Here is a 22,534-nt window from a genome sequence, read left to right as displayed (position 1 = left end):
GTGCTGGTCAGGGGAGGTATTGTCGGTCGCAATGTCGGTGGTGGCTGCAAGACTGTGGCCATGGAAAATGGCACCGCGATCGGGCTCGACGGCACTGTCGATGCTTCGTCGCTCGACGACGCCTCGCTCGACGACGCCTCGCTCGACGACGCCTCGCTCGACGACGCCTCGCTCGTCGACGCGTCGCTCGACGACGCGTCGTTGCTGAGCGACGCGTCGTTGCTGAGCGAGTTGGAGCGCGGGTTCGGGGTTCGGCACGCCGCGGACTCGCGACTTGTGGTCCTGACTGCCGAGAACGCCGCGGCCGAGACGGTGATGGGGCTCTACAAGAACGAGGCCATCGCGAAGGGCTCACCGTTCCGGATCGGCCCGCTGCGGGGCATCGACGACGTCGAGACACTGACGTTCGAGTGGGTCGATTGGTACAACAATCGGCGTCTGCACGGCACCCTCGGGAACATGCCGCCCGAGGAATACGAGCGCACCTACTACGCTCAAATCATCGGCCCGTTAAACGATGAAGCCGCCAACAAAACGGCGGCATGATCTCCGGGACGGTTCAAAGTCATCAACAACGTCCCCTGGTTCATCCCACCCCCATCGATCGACGCTCGACAGCGACCCCGCCGCGGAGGACGACCACCAGTACCGACCACACCACAGAGAAACGCACCACCGAGAAATGGGCCACCGGAACACGCGCCGCCGATCGTGCTGCGGCGGTGACGGGCCAAAGCAGGCCGCCAAACCCACCCCAACCGGGCCTCATACCCGCCATCCACAAGGCGGTAGCCGCCCGAGACGAATGACGCGGACGCGGCCGCACCTAAAGACCGCGTCGAACACGCCGGGCGCGGCCTTTGTCCACTCCGGTTAGGATCCGATCGGCGGCGTCACCGCGGCGGCGTCACCGGCCGCGGAGAATACCGACACCACGGCAATCGCAGCGCCGAGCAGAGCGGACGAGACTGCCCGAAGCATTCTCAGGTGTCCACGCTATGCCGCGATCATCGATTCGGCGAGCGTCGCGCGGCCAGCATCAGTCGCGGCCAGCATCAGTCGCGATCGGTCTCGGTCGGCCAGACGACATTGATCACGCCGGTGACCGGCACGAGTCCGCTCAACCGGCCGGGCGACAACACGTGCGCCACTTCCTCCTTGGTCATGAGGCCGGCGGAGACCACGAGTTCCGCGATCGACGCGTTGGTCGTGAGCGCCGTGTGCGCGAGCGCCGCGGATGCCGCATAGCCGATGTACGGCGTGAGTGCGGTCACGACCCCGACCGACGACTCCACCTGCGCGGCGAGCCTGGACGTGTTCGCGGTGATGCCGTCGATGCAGTTCACCCGCAGCGTGTAGTCCGCGTTGGTCATCCAGGCGAGCGACTGCAGGATGCTGTGGGCGATCACCGGTTCGAAGGCGTTGAGCTGCAGCTGGCCGGCCTCCGCCGCTGCCGTGACCGTGGCATCCGCCCCGATCACGCTAAATGCGACCTGGTTCACGACCTCGGGGATCACCGGGTTGACCTTGCCGGGCATGATCGACGATCCGGCCTGGCGCGGCGGCAGGTTGATCTCGCCGAGACCGGCCTGCGGTCCGCTCGACAGCAGGCGCAGGTCATTGCAGATCTTGGACAACTTGACGGCGGCGCGCTTGAGGGTGCCGCTCAGCGTCATGAAGATGCCCGCGTCCGAGGTCGCCTCGATGAGGTCGGCGGCCGTCTCCAGCTGGATTCCGGTGATCTCGCTCAGGTGACGGCAGACCGCCTCGGCGTACCGCGGGTCGGCGGTGATGCCGGTGCCGATCGCCGTCGCGCCCATGTTGATCTCGTTGAGCCACGGGATGATCTCGCTCAGCCGGTCGAAGTCCTCGGCGAGGGTGTGGGCGAATCCGCTGAACTCCTGGCCAAGGGTCATCGGCACGGCATCCTGCATCTGGGTGCGCCCCACCTTGAGCACGTCGGCGAACTCGACGCCCTTGCGCGCGAATGCCTCGGTGAGCTTGCGGTGCTCGTGCAGGAGCCTCTTGACCCCGAACACCATCGCGAGTTTGATCGCGGTGGGGTACACGTCGTTGGTGCTCTGGCTGCGGTTGACGTCGTCGATCGGGTGCAGGTACTGGTAGTCCCCGAACTCGAAGCCCATGATCTCGAGACCGCGGTTGGCGATCACCTCGTTCGTGTTCATGTTGGTGGAGGTGCCCGCGCCGCCCTGGATCACGCCGACCGCGAATTCGTCCTGTAGATTGCCGGCTACGATCTCCTCGCACACCCGCTCGATGAGGTCGGCCTTTGCCGCATCCAGCACCCCGAGCTCCTTGTTGGCACGGGCGGCGGCCTGCTTCACCCTAACGAGGGCCTCGACCAGGTCCTTGTAGACGGCAATCGGCCGACGGGTGATCGGAAAGTTCTCGAGGGCGCGCGCCGTGTGGATGCCCCAATAGGCATCGGCCGGGATCTCCATCGACCCCAGCGAGTCGGTCTCGGTGCGGGTGCCGGAGCTCACCGGCAGTGGCGCGGTGTGGGTCGAGGCGTAGTTGACGTGCGGAGCGTCGACGCGGACGGCGTGCCGCACCCGGCTCTCGCTCTCCATCAGGTCGTCGTTGACGGTGTCGTCGTTCACTGAGTTGTTGCTCACTTTTTTAGGCTCCGTTGCCGGTCAGGTCGCTCGTGGCTGGTTGACGAGATCGAGTCTACTGGCGCCCTCGGCCGAGCGTTTCCCGGCTAACGATCCAGCGCGGGCACGATCAGATACACGCCGTAGAGCACGAGCGCGCGGCAGGCCACGAAGGCCGCGACCCCGGTGGCGCGCAGCCAGAGGCCGGACGCCGAGACGAGCCGGATACCGAGCGAGAAGAGCGCCACCACCCCGCACGCGGCGACGACGGACACCACGAGCACGATGAGGAAGTTGCCCCATTCGATGGTCATTTCGCCGCCCTTCGGGTGCGGTCCCTCGTGCGTTTCTTCGGCCGCACGAAGGCGGCCGGCTCCAGGTGAACGTTGTGGGCGTGCACCCGATTGCGTCGCGAGTACTCGAAGATCCAGACGATGACCCCCACGGCCACCGCGGCGTCGGCGAGGATGCCGACGATCCCGGCGAGCGCGATCCAGGAGGCGAGCGCGCCGACTAGGCCGGCGGCGGGGATGGTGATCACCCCAGCCGACCGCGATGCGCCCAGCGGTGCGCCCAGCGGTGCGCCAGCGCACAGACGCGCCCTTGCGGCCGATGCCGGTTCCGATCACCGACCCGGAGGCCACCTGGGTGGTGGAGAGGGCGAATCCGAGGTGGGTCGATGCGAGGATCGTCGCCGTCGTGGCCGCCTCTGCCGCGAATCCCCGGCCCGGCTCGATTTCGGTGAGCCCCCTGCCGAGGGCGCGGATGATGCGCCAGCCGCCCGTGTACGTGCCGATTGCGATCGCGGGCGCGCAGACCACGATCACCCAGAGTCCCGGACCGGTGCCCGCCTTCTGCGAGCCGGCGGCGATGAGGGTGAGGGTGATCACCCCCATGGTCTTCTGCGCGTCGTTCGTGCCGTGGGCGAGGGAGACGAGCGACGAGGTGAACACCTGTCCGTAGCGGAACCCGCCTCGCTGCTTCTTCTTCGTCACGGCGTAGGCGATCTTCGTCACCAGGTACGCCACGAGTCCGGCGGTGACCGGGCGAGGACCGCCGGGAACACGACCTTCGACAGCAGCACGCAGACGTCGATCGAGCCGAAACCGGCTCCGACGATGGCGGCGCCGATCAGCCCGCCGAACAGGGCGTGACTGGAGCTCGACGGGAGCCCGAGGAGCCACGTGACGAGATTCCAGAGGACCGTGCTGATGAGGCCCGCGAAGATCATCACGGGCGTGATCTGAACGCCGTTCGACCCCTGGCGGATGAGCCCGCCGGAGATCGTCTGCGCGACGGCGGTGGAGAGGACGGCGGTGGAGAGGAAGGCGCCCACGAGGTTGAGCACCGCCGCGAGGGCGACGGCCATCCTCGGCTTGAGCGCGCCGGTCGCGATCGGGGTCGCCATCGCGTTGGCGGTGTCGTGGAACCCATTGGTGAAGTCGAAGAAGAGAGCCAGTGCGATGACCAGCGCGACCATGACGGAGATGTCCACTGGCCAGAGTCTTACAGGGAGCAGAACGGGAGGTTACGCCGGCCTCACCGGTGGGCCGGGCGTGGCCGGAAACCGGTTCGGCGTAGAGTCGAGCCATCATGGCAACCATCTCCGTGGTCATCCCGGTCTTCAACGATGCGCCCATGCTCAGGGTCTGCCTCGAGGCTCTCGCCGCGCAGTCGAGGCCGGCCGACGAGATCATCGTGGTGGACAACGACAGCACGGATGACACTGCCGAGGTCGGTGCCGCCGGAGGCGCGCGGGTCATCAGCGAGCAGGTTAGCGGCATCTTCCCCGCGGCGGCGGCCGGCTACGACGCGGCACGCGGCGACATCATCGCCAGACTCGACGCGGATTCCGTTCCCCCGACGGACTGGCTGGAGCGGATCGAGACCGCCCTCGCCGACACCGACGGACTCACCGCCATCACCGGGCCGGGCGACTTCTACGGATCCAACCGTTTCGTGCACTGGGTCGCCCGCACGATCTACATCGGCGGAATGTTCGTGTTCGTGGGAGCGATGCTCGGTCACCCGCCGCTCTTCGGGTCGAACTTCGCGATGCCCGCCCGGGTCTGGCACCGGGTTCGCAACCGAGTGAACCGGTCAGTCCCCCGCATCCACGACGATCTCGATCTCAGCTACCACCTCGAGCCGGACATGAGCGTCATCTACGACCGCACCCTCAGGGTCGCGGTGTCCGCGCGGCCATTCGACTCGTGGAGCGCCCTCGGTCGTCGACTGTCGTGGGTGGCCCCGACCCTGTCGAAGGACTTCGGCCAAGAGCGCCCCATCCCGAGGTTCCGGGCGAGGCGCGCCTGGGCGAAGCAGCACGCGGCCGACGATCGTCGGCGCGCCGGCTGAGCGGCGGGCTACCCGGCTCGGGAGAAGAGCGCGAGCAGGTCGCGGTTGAGCTGGTGGGGCGACGTCTCGCACGGACTATGGCCGGCTCGGTAGACGGCGAGCTGGGCGCCGATCTCGCGCGCGAAACCGCTGTGCAGCCTCAGCGGCCAGAGGTCGTGCTCGCCCACGGCCACGAGCTTGGGGATGGCGGAGGCCGCGAGCTCGCGGCGGAGGTCCGGCGTCCGCTTCATGAGCGCGATGATGTCGCGCACCGACTCGAACCGGGTGGAGGCGAACCTGATGTTCACGAACCGCAGGCGGCCGGGGCTCACCTTCACGAAGTTGCACTTGATGCCCCAGATCATCAGGGCCGCCCCGACCCGCCCACTGGCCAGCCAGCTGAGCCGACCGATCCGGCTCACGCCCCGGAAGGCCTGCCCCGGTTGGGGCGGAGCGCTCAGGAAGGTGAGGCTCGCGAAGAGCTCGGGCCGCTCGGCGTAGGCCAGTTGCGCGACGCTCGCCGCGAAGGAGTAACCGAGCACATGCGCCGGCGCCTGTCCGGCCTCGAGGACGGCGATGAGGTCGCGCACGAACAGGTCGTAGTCGTAGTGCGGTCGTGGCGGGCGCAGGTTGTGCGGCCCGGCCGCCGCCGACTCGTACTGGCCGGCCAGGTCGAAGGTCTGCACGTGGTACCCCGCCGCGGCGAGCCCCGGCAGCATGAGCGTGAAGTCCTCCTTCGACCCGGTGACGCCGGGGACCAGTACCACCCGAGTGTCGCCGGGGTCGCCGATCGTCAGCATGCTCAGGTCACCGCTCGGTGCGCGGAATACCGAGGCGGCGGCGCCGGGCGGCGGAACGGTCCAGTCGATGTCAGGCAGCGCGGCGTCGAGGCGCGCGGCGTCGTCGATTGCCGACGAACCGAAACCTTCGGGGTCCGCTCCGGAGTTCGCGCCTTCTCCGCTCGTCACTCGCCCAATGTAACCCCACGGCGGCCGCATCCACGCAGGCACCTGTGGCTTATGCGCGACGGCTAATGCGCGACGGCATTCGCCGGGCTCGCCACTCGGGCGACGAAGTCCTGGAGCCTGCGGTAGACCTCCTGGGACTCCGGGAAGCGGGCGTCCTGCTGCCAGGTGTGCTCGGTGTTGCGGCTCGTCCGCTCGTAGATCACCGTGTCGACCGGCACGCCGTGCTTGCGCAGCCTGGCGACGTAGTTGAGGTTCGCCCGGTAGAAGTAGTCGCGCTCAGACGTCGTGACGAAGACCGGCGGATGCCCGGCCCCGACCCACTCGATCGGTGACAGGTAGCGCGCGGCGGACTTCAGGGCCGAACCCCGGCCGCCGTGCGGAAGGAGCATGCGGATGAAGCCGAGGCTCAGGATGAAGCCGCGCTCGAAGATCACGGAGAAGTCGACGGCGCTGCAGTGCTGGACCAGCCCCCGCAGGCTCGAGCGCTCGAGGGAGGGCTCGAGGGAGTAGTGGCCGGAGAGGCGGTGATCCACCACGAGGGACGAATACAGGGCGGCGATCTGGCCGCCGGCCGAGTCCCCGCCGAGAACGACCCGAGACGGGTCGCCGCCGTACTCGCGGATGTTGGCCGTGACCCACGCGAGCGCCGCATCCGCGTCTTCGAGCATGTGCGACATGCGGAACGACGTCGCCATGCGGTAGTTGACGTTGACCACGACCATGCCGGCCATCGCCTGGCTCGCGCAGTACTTGGTGAGCGCCGACTTGTCGCCGGATGTCCACCCGCCGCCGTGGAAGTACACGTAGACCGGCAACGCGCCCCGTGATTCCTTCGGCGAGATCACGTCGAGGAGGTGTTCGCGGATTCCGTCGCCGACGAAGTCGACGTCGGACACGTAGTCGACGGTCGTGATGGGGTCGGCGTTGAGCCGCACCAGCTCGCTCGGACCGAGTCGCGCCATCAGGCTGCGCCACACCCAGACGGGAACGCGCCTCAGAATCGAGCGAGCCGCTCCGCCGGACGCGACACTCGACTCTTTCGGATCTCCCATGGGTACGACGGTACCGGCCGCTCCCGAGATAGCGCTGGGAGCATGCTGGGCACTGGCCCGGCCGCGCCATTTCGGCCCAATTTCCCCGGAACTGCGGCCCCGAATTGGGGGCACCTCCCCGGCCGTAGCCCCTCCCGCGAGTGGCCGCGGCCCGGTAGGTTAGCCCTACCCGAATATGTAGCACCCCAGGGGAATGCCTTTCTAGGTGATTCCCAGTAATCTGGCCGTCAATGGCCGACTGCGGAGGGCAGTATGTTCGAGGATGACGTGACGGTACCGGCAGGCTGGTATCCAGACCCCATGGGTCTGCCCCAGCTGCGCTGGTGGAACAATCACGCCTGGACCGAGCTCACGACCGAGGCCCGCCCGCCGCTCGTCATGCAGCAGCCGACTCGGCTCGCCTATGCGGACGATGAGCTTCCGACGCGCCGCCAGCAGCGCGAACAGCGCGAACGCGATGAGCAGTACGCCCACCTCGCCACCGACGCGGACGACGCGCGCGACGCCGTCGCCGCCCAGGCCCCGTTCACCGTCACGCTCAAGGAACTCGAGCCGCCGGCACCCCTGGCCGTCGAGTCGGAGCGGGCCGAGACACCCCAGGCCGCCCCCGAGCCGAGCCCCGAGCCTGCCGAGGCCCCTGCGGCATCCCCGTCCGCGGCATCCCCGTCCACGGCAGCGACCGACACGGTCGACGAACGCCTCGACGACATCGACACCCGATTCACCCCGCGCGCCGCCGCGAGTGCCGTCTCGTCACCGAGCACCCAGTCCACCCAGAGCAGCACCCAATCGGCGCGCCAGATCTTCGACCGCGACCCGATCGACGACGAGGCGCCCCAACGGACGCGCGCAGCAGTGCCAGCAGCTCCCGTCACGACGGTCGAGAAGCTGCCGATCTACACCGCTCCCGTCTGGATCATCGCGCTCGTTCCGGTCCTGCAACTCGTGGTCAGCCTGCTCCTGCTGCTCGGCTTCGGGTCGTCGGTCGGCATCGGAGTCACCGCGACGATCTGGGGCGGTCCGTACCTGCTCATCCTGATTCTCGCGATCATCGACTACTTGCTGCTCAAGCGAGCGGGCTACGAGCGACCCGCCAGCTGGGCGTGGGCGCTCCTCACCGCTCCGGTCTACCTCATCGCACGTACGATGAGCGTGAGCAGGGTCGCCGACTTCGGTCTTGCCCCGCTGCTTGTCTGGGCCGGCCTCGGTCTGCTCCAGGTCGGTTCCGTGCTCGTCGTGCCCGGACTGCTCATCTCGGCCCTCCCCGCCGCCTTCAGCATGGAGGCCGAGCAGCAGATCACCGCCGACGCGTCGATCATCGGTGCCGACCTCACCGTGAATTGCCCGACGACTCCCCCGGTGCTCGTCGGACAGACATTCAGCTGCGCGGCCACGAGCACGAAGGGCGACTCATACGACGTCACCGTGAGCCTCCAGCGGGTCAACGGCTGGATCGACTGGAAGGTCGACGACTGGGGCATTTACACCCTCTCGCGCTAGCCTTCCGCTCCGGGGAGAGCGACGACCCGGTCGGATACGCGACGTAGGGTTGACCGGTGACCGACGCGAAAGATACCGAGCGCATGGCCGGCAGCGTCCTCAGTGCCGCCGAGCGCAAGCGGCTGAGCCGACGGCCGAGCGACCGGGCCATCACGACGACCCTCGCGCTCACCGGCCTGATCGCGGCCTTCATGCAGACGCTCGTGACGCCGATTATCCCGCAGCTGCCGACCCTGCTCGACACCACCGCGGCCGACTCGACGTGGGTGCTCACCTCCACGCTGCTCGCGGCGGCGATCTCCACGCCGATCAGCGGTCGGCTCGGCGACATGTACGGCAAGCGTCGCATCGTGCTCGTGCTGCTCATCATCATGGCCGGCGGGTCGATCATCAGCGCGCTCTCCAACACCCTCATCCCGATGATCGTCGGCCGCGTGCTCCAGGGCGTCGGGCTCGGCGTGATCTCGCTCGGCATCAGCATCCTGCGCGACGTGATCCACCCCAGGAACCTCGGCGGGGCCGTCGCGCTCGTCAGCGCGACCCTGGGCGTCGGCGGGGCGGTCGGTCTGCCCGTCGCCGCGGTGATCGCCCAGAACTTCGACTACCACTACCTGTTCTGGCTGGCGCTCCTGCTCGCCGTCGTCGCGATTGTGCTCGTCGGCACAATCGTGCCGACGAGCACGCTCCGCACGGGCGGTCGGTTCGACTTCGTGGGGGCGGTCGGGTTTGCGGTGGGGCTCGTGGGCATCCTGCTCGCGGTCTCGAAGGGCAACGAGTGGGGCTGGACGAGCCCGGTGACGCTGTCGCTGCTGATCGGCGGCATCGTCGTGCTCGTGCTCTGGGGCGCGGTCGAACTGCGGATGACCGACCCGCTCATCGACCTGCGCGTCGCGGCCCGGCGGCCGGTGCTGCTCACCAATCTCGCCTCCATCTCCGTCGGTTTCGCCTTCTTCATCACCACAGCGGCGCTCCCGGTGTTGCTCGAGGCGCCCACCACCACCGGTGTCGGACTCGGCCAGACGCTCCTCGTGTCGAGCCTCTGCCTCATGCCGCTCGGCCTCATCATGTTCTTCCTGTCGCCGGTGGCCGCCCGGCTGTCAAACGCCCGCGGTCCCCGGACGAGCCTCATTCTGGGCGGGGCCATCATCACGGCGGCCTTCGCGCTCGCCGTCTGGCTGCACGGGGCGATCTGGCATGTGATCCTCATCTCGACGATCGTCGGCGTCGGCGTCGGTTTCGCGTACGCGGCGATGCCTACCCTCATCATGCGGGCGGTGCCGCCGAACGAGACGGCCGCGGCGAACGGCCTCAACTCGGTGATGCGCACGCTCGGCTCAACCGTCGCGGCAACCCTCGTCGGAGTGATTCTGTCCTCCCACCTGGTGGTCTCCGGTGGCATCGGCATCCCCACGACGCAGGCGTTCCAGCTCGTGTTCGGGATGGGCGCCGCGGTCGCCCTCGCCGGAGTGATCATCGGAGCCTTCATCCCCACCCGCGGCACCGGCTTTCCCGGCACCGCGAGCATCCCCATCCAGCGTTAGAAGGGGATGCGCAGCGCGGGGACGCCGGTCGTCCGCACGCGGGCGAACCGCGAGAATGGTGAGATGCCGAACTCCGTTCTCCTGATGCTCAACCAGCCGTCCGCCGACGCGCCGCCCCACCTCGTCGGCGCGCCGCCGTTCGCGCTCGTCGACCCGGCGCTGCCCCAGGTGAGCGCCCTCGACCTGGGGGTCACCCGCGGCGACGGTGTGTTCGAGACAATCGGCGTGGGGGACGGCCACCCCCAGGCGCTCGAGCACCACCTGCGGCGTTTCGCGAGGTCGGCGGCAGCGCTCGACCTGCCGGCGCCGGACGCCGACGCCTGGCGCGCGGCCATTCTCGCCGCGATCGCCGAGCTGGGCCCCGTACCGGAGGGAACGGTGAAGACCGTGATCACCCACGGGGTCGAAGGCGACGGCCGACCGACCGGCTGGGTGCACGCGAGCCCCTCCGCGGACTACCACTCGGCCCGCGTCGAGGGGCTCCGCGTGATCATGCTCGATCGTGGCTATCGTCACGACGTGGAGCAGACCTCCCCCTGGCTGCTCGCCGGGGCCAAGACGCTCAGCTACGCGATCAACCGGTCAGTGCTGCGCGAGGCGACGAGGCGAGAGGCGGATGACGTGATCTTCGTCTCGAGCGACGGTTTCGTGCTCGAGGGCCCCACCTCGACCGTCGTCTACCGATCGGGCGATCGCCTGCTCACCCCGGGCACGGGACTCGGAATCCTCGAGGGCACGACCCAGTCGAGCATCTTCCGGTGGGCGGAATCGCTCGGGCTCGCCACTGGCTTCGAGCGCGCCACCCCCGAGACCCTCAGGCTGGCGGATGCCGCGTGGCTCGTTTCGAGCGTGCGGCTCGCCGCGCCGGTGCGCGAACTCGACGGCCGGCCATTCCCCGTCGACCACGAGTTCAGCGCGGGCATGAACGCCCACCTTCTCGGGCTGCGGGAGTGAGTCAGAGCGCGGCGTAGACGAGGGTCAGGAGCGCTTCGGCGTAGGCGTCATCCGCCTCTTCCGCCTCGACGATCGTCGCCTCGCCGCCCACGCTTAGCTCGACACGGTAGCCGTTCTCGGTGCGCACCAGCGACTTGAAGGTGCCGCCGAGCAGCGCCCGCAGCTGGTGTTCCTGCGGCAGCCACAGCGCGTCCTCGAGCGCAACCGAGTCGAGCGCCCATTCGGTGGTGCCGTTGAACCCGAGGATCGTGCCCGACTCGAACTCGTGGGACTCGATTGTCATGTCGCTCACCACGAAGACGTCGCTCTCGAAGCCCTCCCGGGCGATGACGAAGGTGTCTCCGGATGCCGGGCGCCAGCGCACGCCGGCCAGTCGAAGATCATTGGCGAGAGTTCGAGAAACCATCACACCATTATCGGGTCCGCGACTGGTTGTCTGCTGGAGCGGAACGCACACGGGCGGAGCCAAAAACTTGGGGGCGGTGATTTCTTTGCAGCGACCGTCTCCCGCTGGAATACCCCCGTATCCAACATTCGACTTTCGCGAAATCACCGCCACCCAGGTGTCCCCCGGTGTTGCGTAGTTAGAGACTATGGCAGCCGGGCCACCCGTGTATGCCCCCAGTGAGGGGCGCCCTCGAACGGGGGTTGGCCGGCGGGGGGACAAACCGTGTATCGCTGGCCACAGGATCGCGGCCCGGTACGCCGCCCGAAAAGACGCCGCCGGAGAAGTGAAGCCCGAGAAAGTGCGGCCACAGAAAGTGCAGCCACAAAGCGAAAGGCCCCGGCGCCTATGCAGCATTGCCGCAAATTAGCTTTCCGAAGCCTTTCGTTAGAGAGACTGTTACATCTGCTCCGTGCCACCAACGTAGACCCGCCCCGGCGCCGGCGCAACCCGTCAAGTTTAACTTGATAGTTGAGACTCGTGCCCGGGCAGCCGAACCTGAGTGTGCGGTGATGATTTCCCGGACACCCGGCCCCAAGGGTGTCCCCCACGGTGCTTGCTGCGTATGGTGACAGAGGACGGATCGACCGCTTGCCCAAGGAGGTGCACGTGAACGGGATCCCCGACTACCTCGACGCGTGGATCGTTACCCAGCGCTGGTACGCGGGCAAGGGGCGAGCACCGCAATTCGAGGACATCGGCGGATTCGAGCTCGACGACGTGGCGGATGGTACGCACGGGCAGGTCGCGATTCGCGTCCACTTGATTCTCGACCACGCCGCCAATCCGGTGCTCTACCAGGTTCCTCTCACGGAACGTCGGACGCCCCTTCCCGGAGGCGAGAGCGCCCTCGTCGCCACCCGCGTCGACGAGTCGGGGTCGACCTTCATCTACGACGGCCCGTGCGACCCGGCCTACGCGACCGCGCTGCTCAGACTGGTGCTGGACGAGCGCGAGGTGCAGGATCCTCGCACCTCGGGCCGCCTCGCCGCCCGGGGCCATCGCTACCCGGACGGGGACGGCCTCGAGGTCGTGTCATCCCGCGTGCTCGGCGGCGAACAGTCGAATACCTCGATCGTCTACGAGACCGTCCTGCGCGGTGATGGCCCGGGCTCCCCCGTCATCTGCAAGCTCTTCCGAGCGCTCCACGACGGCGACAACCCGGATGTCGTGCTCACCGAGGCCCTCGGCACGGCAGGATCGACCGTCGCACCGCGTGTGATCGGCCATCTCACCGGCCAGTGGCGGGACAGCGGTAGACCCCACGGCCTCGCGACCGGTCATCTCGCGTTCGCCGAGGAATTCCTGCCAGGAGTCGAGGATGCCTGGCGGGTGGCGCTGAGGGCCGCGGATGTCGGCGAGGACTTCACCGGCCCCTCGCGAGCGCTCGGCGAGACGACCGCGGAAATGCACCGCACCCTCGCCTCCGCCCTGCCGTCGCGGGCCACCACGCCGGCCGACATCGTGCAGATCGTCTCGAACATGCGCGAGAGGTTCGAGATGGCGGCGGCACAGGTGCCGAGCCTCGCCGTGTATCGCGGGGCGCTGAGAGAGGTCTACGTGCGCGCCGCGTCGAGCCCGTGGCCGCCGCTGCAGCGCATTCACGGCGACTTCCACCTCGGCCAGGTGCTCGCGGTTCCCCACCGCGGCTGGGTCGTGCTCGACTTCGAGGGCGAACCGCTGCGGCCGATGACCGAACGATCGCTCCCCGACATCCCGTTGCGCGACGTCGCCGGCATGCTGCGTTCCTTCGACTACGTGGCCGGCTCGATCGCCCTCACCCAGCCCGGCCGGTCGGTGTCGGAGTGGGCGCTCGCCTGCCGTCGCGCCTTCCTCGACGGCTACATCGAGCGCTCGGGGCGCGACGTGCGCGCCCACCGGGCCGTGCTCGACGCGTTCGAGATCGACAAGGCGCTCTACGAGGCGGTGTACGAGGCACGCAACCGGCCGGCCTGGCTGTCGATCCCGCGCGATGCGATCACGAGGCTCGTCGAACGCGTCGCGCAGTCCTGACAGCCCGCGCGGTCCCGACCTCCCGCGCAGCCCCGTGGTTCAGGCGGCCGCCTCGCCGATGGCCTGTTCGAGCAGGTGCACGAGGGCGTCGAGCTGCACGCTGGACTCCGCGGCGATCTCCGAGTCGTCACCGTCGAGGGCCCGGGCCGCGAGGCCCGCCTTGCTGTCGATGAGTTCGGCGATCTTCGCGTCGATCGTTTGCGACGCGATGATGCGCCACGCGGTCACGGGCTCCTCCTGGCCGATGCGGTGTACCCGGTCGATCGCCTGGGTCTGCTCGGCGCTCGTCCAGCTCAGTTCGGCGAGCACGACGTTCGACGCCGCCTGCAGGTTGAGCCCCACGCCGGCCGCGGTGAGGGAGGCGACCACGACGGAGACTGCTGGGTCGTTGTTGAACGCGTCGACCTGCGCCTGCCGGAAGGCGGCCGTCTGGTCGCCCCGGATCGACACCGTCTTGAGACCGCGCTTGGCGAGAGTCGCCTCCGCGGCATCCATCACATCGATGTGCTTGGCGAAGAACACGACCTTGCCCACCGAGCGGGCGAGCTGCGCCGTGTAGTCCGCGGCGAGCACCGCCTTCGCCTGGCCGATCTTGCGGACCATAGTGAAGACGTTCTCGCCCGTCTTCGCCGCCTTCGACTCCTCCAGCTCGGCCCTCGCGACCATGCGCACGAGCTCCGGGTGAGCGGTGTCCGAGGTCTCGGAACGAGCCTTGAGCAGCGCGGTGTAGCGCGCGAGCAGCCGGATGCCGAGTTCGTGTTCTGCCTGTCGGATCGACCGGCCGAGATCGTCATCGAGCTCCACCGGGAGGTCCGCGATGCGCTTGGCCGGCAGGTCCGCTGCCACGTCGATCTTCTTGCGGCGGACGATCCCCATGTCGATCACCGTCTGGCGTGCCTCGGCGAAGAACCCGAAGTCGGCCGGCGTGAGCCCGTTGTCTTCGAGGTGTTCCATGAGCTCGGCCGTCGGCTTCTCGCCGTCGATCCAGCCGAGGAACTGCCAGATCGCGCGGAAGTCCTCGATCGTGTTGATGAGCGGCGTTCCGGTGAGGGCGATCATGAGGGCGCGCGGTGAACGGCTCCGGATGCTCTTGGCGAGCGCCAGCACGTGCTTGGAGCGCTGCGAGTCGCGGTTTTTGATGAAGTGCGCCTCGTCGACGACCATCCCCTTGAACCCGAGGGTTCCGAGCCAGCCGATGTGCCGGTCGAGCACGTCGTAGTTGACGATCACGACATCCGCGAACGCGTCGAGGTTCTCCCCGGAGCCGTGGATGACCGTGGCCGACCGCTTCGGCGTCCAGAGTTCCACCTCCCGTGCCCAGTTCATCTTGACCACGTTCGGCACGACGACGAGGAGCGGATAGGAGTTGGTGACCTGCGCGGCGAGCAGCGCCTGCGCGGTCTTGCCGAGGCCCGGCTCGTCGGCGAGGAGGTAGGCGCGGTGGCCCGCCCTCGCGCTTGCGACGAACTCGGCCTGGTGGTGGAACAGCTCGAGGCCGTCGGGCACTCTGCGGTCGGCGGCCGTCGGCTCCGGGAGCTCCATGCTCGCGACGTTGCCGCCCGAACCGTACTCGAAGGCGCGGAACAGCGGCTCGAGAAGCTCCCAGTTGGCGAGTCGGCGGGCGACCGGGGCCGCCTTCACGGGCTGGCTGAAGTCCGGGGCGAGGAACGGGTTGGAGAGCTGCCTGGCGATCACCGACTGGGGAACGACGGCGCGTTCGGCGGCCGCCGCCACTAGCTCCGGTTCGCGCACGATGAGCAGCTCGTCCGGGGAGAGCTCGACGCCCGCAGCGATCAGCATGTCTCGTCTGAGGGTGCGCGCGGCATCCGTCACCGCCGTCTCCTCGGCGAGAAGCTGGATGAGGGATGTGTCGCGGGCGGCGGTCTTGGCGAGGATCGTGGCCACGCCGTCGAGACGCTTGAGGGTCTCGGTGCGCTCGGCGTCGGTGAGTTCCTTGTCGGTCTTCGCCTTCGCGCGCTCCTCGCGCATGAGCAGGGCGATCACCTGGAACTTGGTGCGGTTCGTCGGCCCGACCTTGCCACGCTCGGCGGCGCCCTCCACCTCGCGCACGGCTCGGGCGAGCACCGGGATCACCCCGGCGTCATCCGCCCCCCTCGAACGGCGCGACGACTGGCGCTGTGTCGTCTGGCGTTGGGCCGGCTTGCGCGTGGAGGTTTGCTTTCTCCCCGTCGACTTGCCTTGCCCCGACTGACCCTGGCCGGACCGAGCCATGCTTCTCCCGCATCTATGGGCACCATGGCTGACGAAGGCCTGGTCCCTCCCGATGAGGGACCTGCTGCCGAGTTGCCAGGCGCCGAATCCTGACTCGACTACACCGGGCTCGAGCAGATCGGTACCGAGAGAGACTCGGGTGCCGAGGTCGAGACGATGATGGGTTTCGTCGAGTGCTCAGGCCAGTTTAGGCCCGAAAACGCGATTCGCGCACGCACGGCACCCCGCGTATTGGGGTGCGGATCGCCGCGTACCGTTCACCCACTGGCCAGTTTGGAGTGATGTGATTGATACATGACCGGTTATACGGCCCAGTTTCCCAGGCCCGATCACTTCATAGTCCACATGAGCGACACGCATTTCGTTGCCGGGGACGGTCCACTGTACGGCGCGGTCGACAGCGAATCCCACCTTCGCTCCCTTCTCGCAGACCTCGAGGCATCCGGTTCTCGACCGGAGGCTATCGTCTTCACCGGCGACCTCGCCGACAAGGGCGACCCTGAGGCGTACGCCAAGCTGCGGGCGATCGTGGAGCCGGCGGCGGCACGACTCGGTTCGCGCGTCGTCTGGGTGATGGGGAACCACGACGACCGCGGTCACTTCCGCAGTGGCCTGCTCGGGCAGTTTCCCACCGCGACCCCGGTAGACCGGGTGCACAACATTAACGGACTCAGGGTCATCGCCCTGGACACCACGGTTCCCGGCCATCACCACGGCCTCGTCTCCGACTCGCAGCTCGACTGGCTCGCCGAGGAACTCGCCTCACCCGCCCCGCACGGCACCATCCTGGCGATGCATCACCCTCCGGTTCCGAGCGTTCTCGACCTCGCCGTGCTCGTCGAGCTTCGCGAGCAGGACGGTCTCGCCGAGGTGGTGCGCGGTTCGGATGTGCGGGCCATCATCGCCGGTCACCTGCACTATTCGACAACGTCGACATTCGCCGGCGTCCCCGTCTCGGTCGCCTCGGCGACCTGCTACACCCAGGACCTCAATGTGCCGGTGGGCGGAACACGCGGCCAGAACGGCGCCCAGTCCTTCAACCTTGTGCACGTCTACGAGAACACGGTTCTGCACTCCGTCGTTCCGATCGGCCAGTACGCTCCGGTGTCTTTCGTGAGCGCGGCGGAGACGGCGAAGATACTCGCCAGGGAGAATGTCACCATCCCGCCGCGGGTCAACGTGCTGGTGTCTGCAGACGAGGAACTGCACCCGCCGACGCGCGAACTCGCGACCGTCTAGACCACCCGTCTAGACCACCCGTCTTTGCCATCCGGGCGAAAGTCGGGAGAGCGAGCGCTAGCGCCCGCCAGGATCCCTAGAGGCTCGCGGCGTCCGCGGGAAGGTCGGGGCTGGAGGTCTCCTCCGAGGCGGCTGGGCGCTCCCAGGGGGCGACGATCGGGTAGTACGCGTCCAGGAACTCGCGGATCGCGTCCGCACGCTCCTCCACCGTGAGCTCGGGGAAGCTGCCGTCGTTGAGGCAGAACAGGTCAATGTCGCGCCGCTTGAGCAGTCGCTTCATGTCGGAGAGCCCGGAGCGCATCGTCGTGTCGACGTACCGCACCCTGGCCTGCGTCTGGAGCACCGCGCGGCCCGTCATGAGGGCGTAGTAGTGGTACAGCGAGTTGGTGACCGACACGTCGGTGGCCGAACGGAAGGTGCTCGCGGCGGTGCGCGCGAACTCGGCCGGGAACTCCCGCTCGAGCTCCCGCATCACGGACTTGCGCAGCGGCGCCGCGGTGTGCTCGAGGTGGCGTGCGATGGTCTTGCCGAAGCGGTCCTTGAGCGCCGCACGGTTCACGCGGGCCGCGTTCTCGAAACCGCTCCGCTCGAGATTGCTCGGCCCGAGCCCGATGCGCGTCGTCGCCTCGATGAACTTGGTGATGCCGCCGGGAGAGAAGAACATGTCTGGCGTGACGGCGCGGCCGAAGAACATGTCGTCGTTGGAGTAGAGAAAATGCTCGCTGAGGCCCGGGATGTTGTGCAGCTGGCTCTCGACGGCGTGCGAATTGTGGGTCGGCAGTACCGAGGTGTCCGCGAAGAACTCCTCGCTCGGCACGATGGTGACCCGTGGATGCTCGGCGAGCCACTCCGGGCGCGGGGAATCGGTGACGATGTAGACGTTACGGATCCACGGTGCAAACAGATTCACCGAGCGCAGGGCGTACTTCAGCTCGTCGAGCTGGCGGAAGCGCGCGTGCGAGTCGTCGCCCTCGCCCACCACGTAGCTCTTCATGCGCCTGGCCCGCGCACGCTGCCACTCGATCGCCGCACCGTCCACCCAGGAGAAGACGATGTCGATGTCGAAGGTGATGTCGCTCGCCTGAGGCTCGAACATCCCGGCCAGCGTCGGCCAGCTGCGTCCGTAGAGTTCGACGGTCGCGGGGATCGCCTCGATGCGCGGGAGCGCCGTGCGCATGAGCGAGTTCTCGGCCGGCGCGGTGATCGTGTCGCTTCCCGTGCGCCAGAGTTCGAGCCGCACGCCGGTGCGCGCGCCGTAACGAAGGCCGCCGTTCTCGGTGACCCGCGGGCGGAAGAGCGTGAACGCTCGCTGCGTCGAGTCCGCGGACAGCCGCCCGTCGGCCAGCAGTACTGGCACGCCCTTGGCCCCGTCGGCGGGCTTCGAGTAGAACGGTTCGTCGGCGCAGGCCTCGGCGAGGGCCGCCCTCAGCCGCTTGCGATCGCGCCACTCCACCGCGATCAGCGGGCGATCGTCGTTCCCGCTCACGAGCAGGAAATCGATCGAGGCCGCCCCGAGCACCGAGCGGATGAAGAGCAGGTCCTCGACCATCGCTTCACCCGGAGTGAGGTGCGAGTTGCGGATCGCGAGTCGGCCCTTCGAGAGCACGAGGTCCGCACGGTTCGGCACCGGGGACAGGCTGACGGTGGGAAGAAGAGCGCCGGGTGGCTGGATGTCGTTCACGGTATGGCCCAATCGTTCGAGCCCGAATCGCTCGACGATCGAATCGGCGCGAGACATTAGCTAACACCATTTTAGCGCCTCCCGCCGCGGACACCCGACGTGCGGGAATCCGGCACCCGCGCACCTGTCGGCGGTCAGTTGCCGGGGTTGCTCCTACCGTTGGAGCCCTGCTGGCCGCCGCGCGGCCCCATGAAGCCGTGGTCGGGGCGGTCGCCACGCGGTCCGTTGCCGTGGGTGCGGTCGGCCTGTCGCATCGACGGGCCGTCGAAGTGCGTGGCCGATCCGACGAGCGCCCCACCACCGAAGGTGGCGCCGAGCACGACAACCGCGCCCACGATCGCGCCGGCGATCACGAGTCCGCGACGCGGTCGCGACGCTTGGGCTGGCGGGTTGCCGGCAACGGGGGCGGATTGGGCGGCACTGGGCGGCACTGAGTTGGTTTCTACGTCCGCCGGAGGCGGTGCGGCGCTCGTCTGCGCGGCGGCGACGCTCTCCTCGGTTGCCGGCGGCGGTGCGCTGGTCTCCGCGGTGGGGGTGCTGTCCGGGGTCGGTTCGCTGGGCATCGGTGCTCCTTAGGGAAGCCTGAGTTGAGGGAAGCCTGGGTGGCTTCGCAGACACAACGATGCTCCCCTGCGCTATGCGCGCGACAAGCGCAACCCGTCCACGAGCCGGGAAAAGCCTATGAACTCGCCGTGTTCAGCGCCGCCGATTGCGGTCTTCCGGGTTCTTCACCTTCACGAGCAGGCCGACCGCCACGAACAGGAGTGCGCCCACGAACTGCGCGGCCACCCACGCTTGGCCGTGGAACTCGAACGGCACCACCGGATTCCAGACGACGGCGATGGCCGCGAGGCCCACGATCCACCACCACTGGGCCGCCTGGTAGGCGAACACGCAGAGGATCAGGGCGAGGATGCTCACCCCGAACCGGATGAACAGGTAGCCGCCGGCGTTGTCGAGCAGCGCGAGCCCGGCGAGCAGCACAATCGCGCCGAGGATTCCTGGGGCGAGCGCCGGCCGGCGGAACTCGGGGGTCGGGTAGGAAGTCATGCCTCTATTCTGGGGCCGCGCCTCCGGCCCCCCGCGCACCGGGTGAACGAGGATGGGGGGATGCCGGATGCCCTCGCCAACCTGCGCTCCCTCGTGCGGATTCCCACGGTCTCCCACCAGGATCCGGCCGATACCGACTGGGCGCCGTTCCGCGCCTTCGTCGCGCTGCTGCCGTCGCTGTACCCGGCCACCCACGGGGAGCTCACCCTCGAGATCGTGACGGAGCACTCGTTTCTCTACCGCTGGAAGGGCAGCACCGACGGCCCGCCGACGGTGCTCATGGCCCACTACGACGTGGTGCCGGCGACGGACGAGGGCTGGGAGCATCCGCCGTTCGCCGCGGAGGTCACGGGCGAGGGCGACGACCGGGTCGTCTGGGGGCGCGGCACCCTCGACGACAAGGGGGCGCTCGTCGCCGTGCTCGAGGGAGTCGAGGCGAGTGTGCTGGCCGGCCGCACTCCCCGGTGCGACGTGTACCTGAGCTTCGGCCACGACGAGGAGACGGAGGGCTCTGGCGCGCGCGCAATCGTCGACCTGCTCCAGTCGCGCGGCATCCGTGCCGGCCTCGTGCTCGACGAGGGCGGCGCCGTCGTCGAAGACGTCTTCCCCGGGGTGAGCGGGCCGATCGCGGTCGTCGGCGTGAGCGAGAAGGGCATCCTCACCCTCACCGTGGAGCAGGGAGGTGGCCACGCCTCGACTCCCCCGAGGCTCTCCGCGACCACCCGGCTCGCGCGAGCGATCGTGCGGCTCAACCGGCGGCCGTTCCGTGCGGGCTTCACCGCGCCGACGCTCGAGATGATCGGCACACTCGGAGCGCACGCGAGGGGCCCGCTGGGCTTTGCCTTCACCAACCTGTGGCTCACGAGGCCGGCGCTGCTCGCGGTGTTCGCGAGACTGAGCGACGAGACGAACGCGCTCATCCGCACCACCCAGGCGGTGACCATGCTGCGGGGCAGCCAGGCCGCCAACGTCCTCGCGGAGCGTGCCGTCGCGACCGTCAACATCCGCGTCGCGATCGATTCGAGTGTCGCGGATGCCGTGGCCCACGTTCGCCGCGCCATTCGCGACCCGCAGGTGGCGATCGCTGTGCTGCATCCCCACGAGCCGTCGCCGGTGTCGCCGACCAACGGGCCGGGCTGGGATTTGGTGCGCCGCACGATCCGCGAGACGTTCCCGGGCACGATCGTCACACCGTACGTGATGATGGCGGCCAGCGACAGCCGGCACTTCACGCGCATCAGCGACTGCGTCTACCGGTTCAGCCCGTTCGAGATGTCGACGGCGGAGCGAGCCAGCCTGCACGCCAGCAACGAGCGCCTGCGGGTGTCCACCCTGCTGCGCGGGGTCGACTTCTACACCCGGCTGATCGCCGGGCTATGAGCCAGTTCAGGGCCTAGGAGCCCGGCCTCGCGTACTCGTCGAACATGATTGTCTGGATCGGGCGGCTCATCGGCGGCTCATCGCGCAGCCGCTCGAGGGCCGGACGCAACTCGGCCAGCCACGCCTCGTAGCCCGCCGCATTGAGGTGCAGGCGGTCATCGGAGTATGCGGGGTTGAGCTCGCCGTCCTCGAGCGCCATCGTCGGCCAGAGATCGAGATACTGGGCGTGCACCGTCGGCGCGAACTGGCGCAGGTGGATGTTCGCCTCTCGGATGCGATCAGCGAACTCCCGCCCGCGGGGAAGCACGGACTGCACGAGCATGCGGGAGCCCAGCAGGTCGCGTCGCAGGTCGACCAGAATCGACTGGATGTTGCGCACGAGCTGTTCGACGTTGCGTCGCATCCCCAGGTCGTTGGTGCCGATCAGGAGCACGATCTCGTCGGGCCGGGCCTCGACCACGGTGTCCAGACGGCCGAGCACGTCCTCGGAACTGTTGCCGGCAACGCCGAAATTGAGGGTGGTAACGCCGGGAAACCACGTGGCCCAGTCCCCGCCCTGGGTGATGCTGTCGCCGAGAAAGAGTACGGTTTCTTCAGTCATTGTGTGACCTCCCGAGGTCGCGTCATAGTGAGGACCACTTACACAATGATTGCAAGCCCGGCTGGGAAACGCTAGGGACCTTCGGCTCGGAGGTCACGCCGCGACGTCGTGGTCCGTCTTCCGGGACCGCGCCTGCACCTCGGCGGTCTGGCGTGACGCTCAGCTCGAGCCAGGCCTGGCCCGGCACCTTCATCTCGGCCCGAAGCCTCAGGAAGCTCCCCCCGACGCAGCTCCTCGACCCGCCAGAAGTCGAGGGCGTCCCCCGCGTTGAGGTGGTCGGGATTGCCATCGAGTGCACCAGGTAGTAGAGCACGGAGACGCCGTCCACGGCGGGGACGAGGGTCGACGCGTCGCCGAGGTCGCCCGCGACGATCTGCACGTCCTTGGCCCAGGGCACGTCGATGAGCTTGCCCGGGTCACGCACGAAGACCCGCACGGCGTATCCGGCAGCGAGGAGCCGGGGCACGAGGCCCCGCCGATATACCCGGTGGCTCCGGTGACGGAGCGCTGTTCCTCCATCGGCCATTGACCATTGACCAAGCCCAGGGACAGCCCGTGAAAAGCGGGCAGGAATACCCGACTCCTTGACACGGCGCCCGAATGGGAGTGTGGCCTCAGCTCCCCGGTGGTCGCCGTCCGCGGCGGCGCAGCACCTGGCCGTAGATTCCGCCGGCCACGCCGAGCACCACGAGCACGCCGCCCACGAGATAGCCGAACGGGAATGGGGCGGATGAGACGGCCAACTTCGCCGCGAGCGCCCGGTGCGACGGGGCGGTCGTAGCGGTCGGGCCGGTCGTCGCGTCGGCGGCCGGGCTGGCGCTCGGGCTGGCGCTTGGCGCGGCGCTCGGTGTGGCGCTCGGCGCGGCGCTCGGCGCCGGGGGTGCTGGCGCGGCGGCGGGGGCCGCAGCGTGCGGCGGGGCGGGCGC

The 22,534-nt window shown here is 68.6% G+C and carries 19 protein-coding genes and 2 pseudogenes; 8 read left to right on the top strand and 13 right to left on the bottom strand.

Annotated elements, in window-relative coordinates; genetic code table 11:
- Positions 1-60: 60 nt before the first annotated feature.
- Complete coding sequence (locus VIM54_RS07160; RefSeq protein ID WP_331900112.1) at positions 61-546, top strand: integrase core domain-containing protein; 486 nt, start codon at positions 61-63, stop codon at positions 544-546.
- Between the two features lie 509 nt (positions 547-1,055).
- Here VIM54_RS07160 and VIM54_RS07155 read toward each other — a convergent pair.
- From VIM54_RS07155 to VIM54_RS07145, 3 genes and pseudogenes are all read right to left on the bottom strand, one after another.
- Positions 1,056-2,636, bottom strand: coding sequence for an aspartate ammonia-lyase (locus VIM54_RS07155; RefSeq protein WP_331900111.1), 1,581 nt, complete (start codon positions 2,634-2,636; stop codon positions 1,056-1,058).
- A gap of 86 nt (positions 2,637-2,722) precedes the next feature.
- On the bottom strand, positions 2,723-2,929 hold the full coding sequence (locus VIM54_RS07150) for a hypothetical protein (protein WP_331900109.1): 207 nt from the start codon (positions 2,927-2,929) through the stop codon (positions 2,723-2,725).
- Positions 2,926-4,110, bottom strand: a pseudogene (locus VIM54_RS07145) (inorganic phosphate transporter). The gene VIM54_RS07150 and the pseudogene VIM54_RS07145 overlap by 4 nt, the downstream one beginning before the upstream one ends.
- Positions 4,111-4,208: 98 nt before the next feature.
- Here VIM54_RS07145 and VIM54_RS07140 point away from each other — a divergent pair.
- Positions 4,209-4,973: a glycosyltransferase family 2 protein gene (locus VIM54_RS07140; protein WP_331900108.1), complete on the top strand. Its 765-nt coding sequence runs from the start codon at positions 4,209-4,211 to the stop codon at positions 4,971-4,973.
- Between the two features lie 8 nt (positions 4,974-4,981).
- Here the strand turns inward: VIM54_RS07140 and VIM54_RS07135 are convergent, their stop codons facing one another.
- Positions 4,982-5,920, bottom strand: coding sequence for an alpha/beta hydrolase (locus tag VIM54_RS07135; protein WP_331900107.1), 939 nt, complete (start codon positions 5,918-5,920; stop codon positions 4,982-4,984).
- Positions 5,921-5,982: 62 nt separating this feature from the next.
- The gene (locus VIM54_RS07130) at positions 5,983-6,972 is read right to left on the bottom strand and encodes an alpha/beta hydrolase (protein WP_331900105.1); all 990 of its coding nucleotides are present in this window, start codon (positions 6,970-6,972) and stop codon (positions 5,983-5,985) included.
- A 267-nt stretch (positions 6,973-7,239) separates the two neighbouring features.
- Here VIM54_RS07130 and VIM54_RS07125 point away from each other — a divergent pair, with 267 nt between their 5' ends.
- From VIM54_RS07125 to VIM54_RS07115, 3 genes are all read left to right on the top strand, one after another.
- Entirely contained in the window at positions 7,240-8,472 is a 1,233-nt protein-coding gene (locus VIM54_RS07125) for a DUF2510 domain-containing protein (protein ID WP_331900103.1), read from the top strand.
- 56 nt (positions 8,473-8,528) lie between these two features.
- A complete protein-coding gene (locus tag VIM54_RS07120; protein WP_331900101.1) occupies positions 8,529-10,013 on the top strand; it encodes an MFS transporter in 1,485 nt (494 codons plus the stop codon).
- Positions 10,014-10,076: 63 nt separating this feature from the next.
- Positions 10,077-10,967, top strand: coding sequence for an aminodeoxychorismate lyase (locus tag VIM54_RS07115; protein WP_331900099.1), 891 nt, complete (start codon positions 10,077-10,079; stop codon positions 10,965-10,967).
- Between the two features lies 1 nt (position 10,968).
- On the opposite strand, the gene VIM54_RS07110 is transcribed toward VIM54_RS07115, so the two are convergent.
- The gene (locus VIM54_RS07110) at positions 10,969-11,373 is read right to left on the bottom strand and encodes a hypothetical protein (RefSeq protein WP_331900098.1); all 405 of its coding nucleotides are present in this window, start codon (positions 11,371-11,373) and stop codon (positions 10,969-10,971) included.
- A gap of 648 nt (positions 11,374-12,021) precedes the next feature.
- Between VIM54_RS07110 and VIM54_RS07105 the strand changes: the two genes are divergently transcribed.
- A complete protein-coding gene (locus tag VIM54_RS07105; protein WP_331900097.1) occupies positions 12,022-13,425 on the top strand; it encodes a maltokinase N-terminal cap-like domain-containing protein in 1,404 nt (467 codons plus the stop codon).
- Positions 13,426-13,464: 39 nt separating this feature from the next.
- Here VIM54_RS07105 and VIM54_RS07100 read toward each other — a convergent pair whose 3' ends face one another.
- Positions 13,465-15,657, bottom strand: a complete 2,193-nt coding sequence (locus VIM54_RS07100) for a DEAD/DEAH box helicase (protein ID WP_331900095.1) — start codon at positions 15,655-15,657, stop codon at positions 13,465-13,467.
- Between the two features lie 294 nt (positions 15,658-15,951).
- On the opposite strand from VIM54_RS07100, the gene VIM54_RS07095 reads away from it, so the two are divergent.
- Positions 15,952-16,896, top strand: coding sequence for a phosphodiesterase (locus VIM54_RS07095; RefSeq protein WP_331900093.1), 945 nt, complete (start codon positions 15,952-15,954; stop codon positions 16,894-16,896).
- Positions 16,897-16,972: 76 nt separating this feature from the next.
- On the opposite strand, the gene VIM54_RS07090 is transcribed toward VIM54_RS07095, so the two are convergent.
- From VIM54_RS07090 to VIM54_RS07080, 3 genes are all read right to left on the bottom strand, one after another.
- Entirely contained in the window at positions 16,973-18,634 is a 1,662-nt protein-coding gene (locus VIM54_RS07090) for a stealth family protein (RefSeq protein ID WP_331900091.1), read from the bottom strand.
- A 77-nt stretch (positions 18,635-18,711) separates the two neighbouring features.
- A complete protein-coding gene (locus VIM54_RS07085; RefSeq protein WP_331900089.1) occupies positions 18,712-19,140 on the bottom strand; it encodes a hypothetical protein in 429 nt (142 codons plus the stop codon).
- A 133-nt stretch (positions 19,141-19,273) separates the two neighbouring features.
- Entirely contained in the window at positions 19,274-19,627 is a 354-nt protein-coding gene (locus VIM54_RS07080) for a DUF6804 family protein (RefSeq protein WP_331900087.1), read from the bottom strand.
- A gap of 60 nt (positions 19,628-19,687) precedes the next feature.
- On the opposite strand from VIM54_RS07080, the gene VIM54_RS07075 reads away from it, so the two are divergent.
- Entirely contained in the window at positions 19,688-21,007 is a 1,320-nt protein-coding gene (locus VIM54_RS07075; protein ID WP_331900086.1) for a M20/M25/M40 family metallo-hydrolase, read from the top strand.
- A gap of 13 nt (positions 21,008-21,020) precedes the next feature.
- On the opposite strand, the gene VIM54_RS07070 is transcribed toward VIM54_RS07075, so the two are convergent.
- From VIM54_RS07070 to VIM54_RS07060, 3 genes and pseudogenes are all read right to left on the bottom strand, one after another.
- Positions 21,021-21,608, bottom strand: coding sequence for a GDSL-type esterase/lipase family protein (locus tag VIM54_RS07070; protein ID WP_331900085.1), 588 nt, complete (start codon positions 21,606-21,608; stop codon positions 21,021-21,023).
- Positions 21,609-21,894: 286 nt separating this feature from the next.
- Positions 21,895-22,127 (bottom strand): annotated as a pseudogene (locus VIM54_RS07065) (NAD(P)H-binding protein); the annotation flags it as partial.
- Positions 22,128-22,222: 95 nt separating this feature from the next.
- Positions 22,223-22,534 (bottom strand): hypothetical protein (locus VIM54_RS07060; protein ID WP_414673194.1); only part of this gene is annotated, 312 nt, incomplete at its 5' end.

Source organism: Lacisediminihabitans sp., from assembly GCF_036569425.1.
GTDB lineage: Bacteria > Actinomycetota > Actinomycetes > Actinomycetales > Microbacteriaceae > Lacisediminihabitans.
Note: the sequence above shows the minus strand (reverse complement) of the source record. Positions and strands in the feature narration are given on the sequence as shown.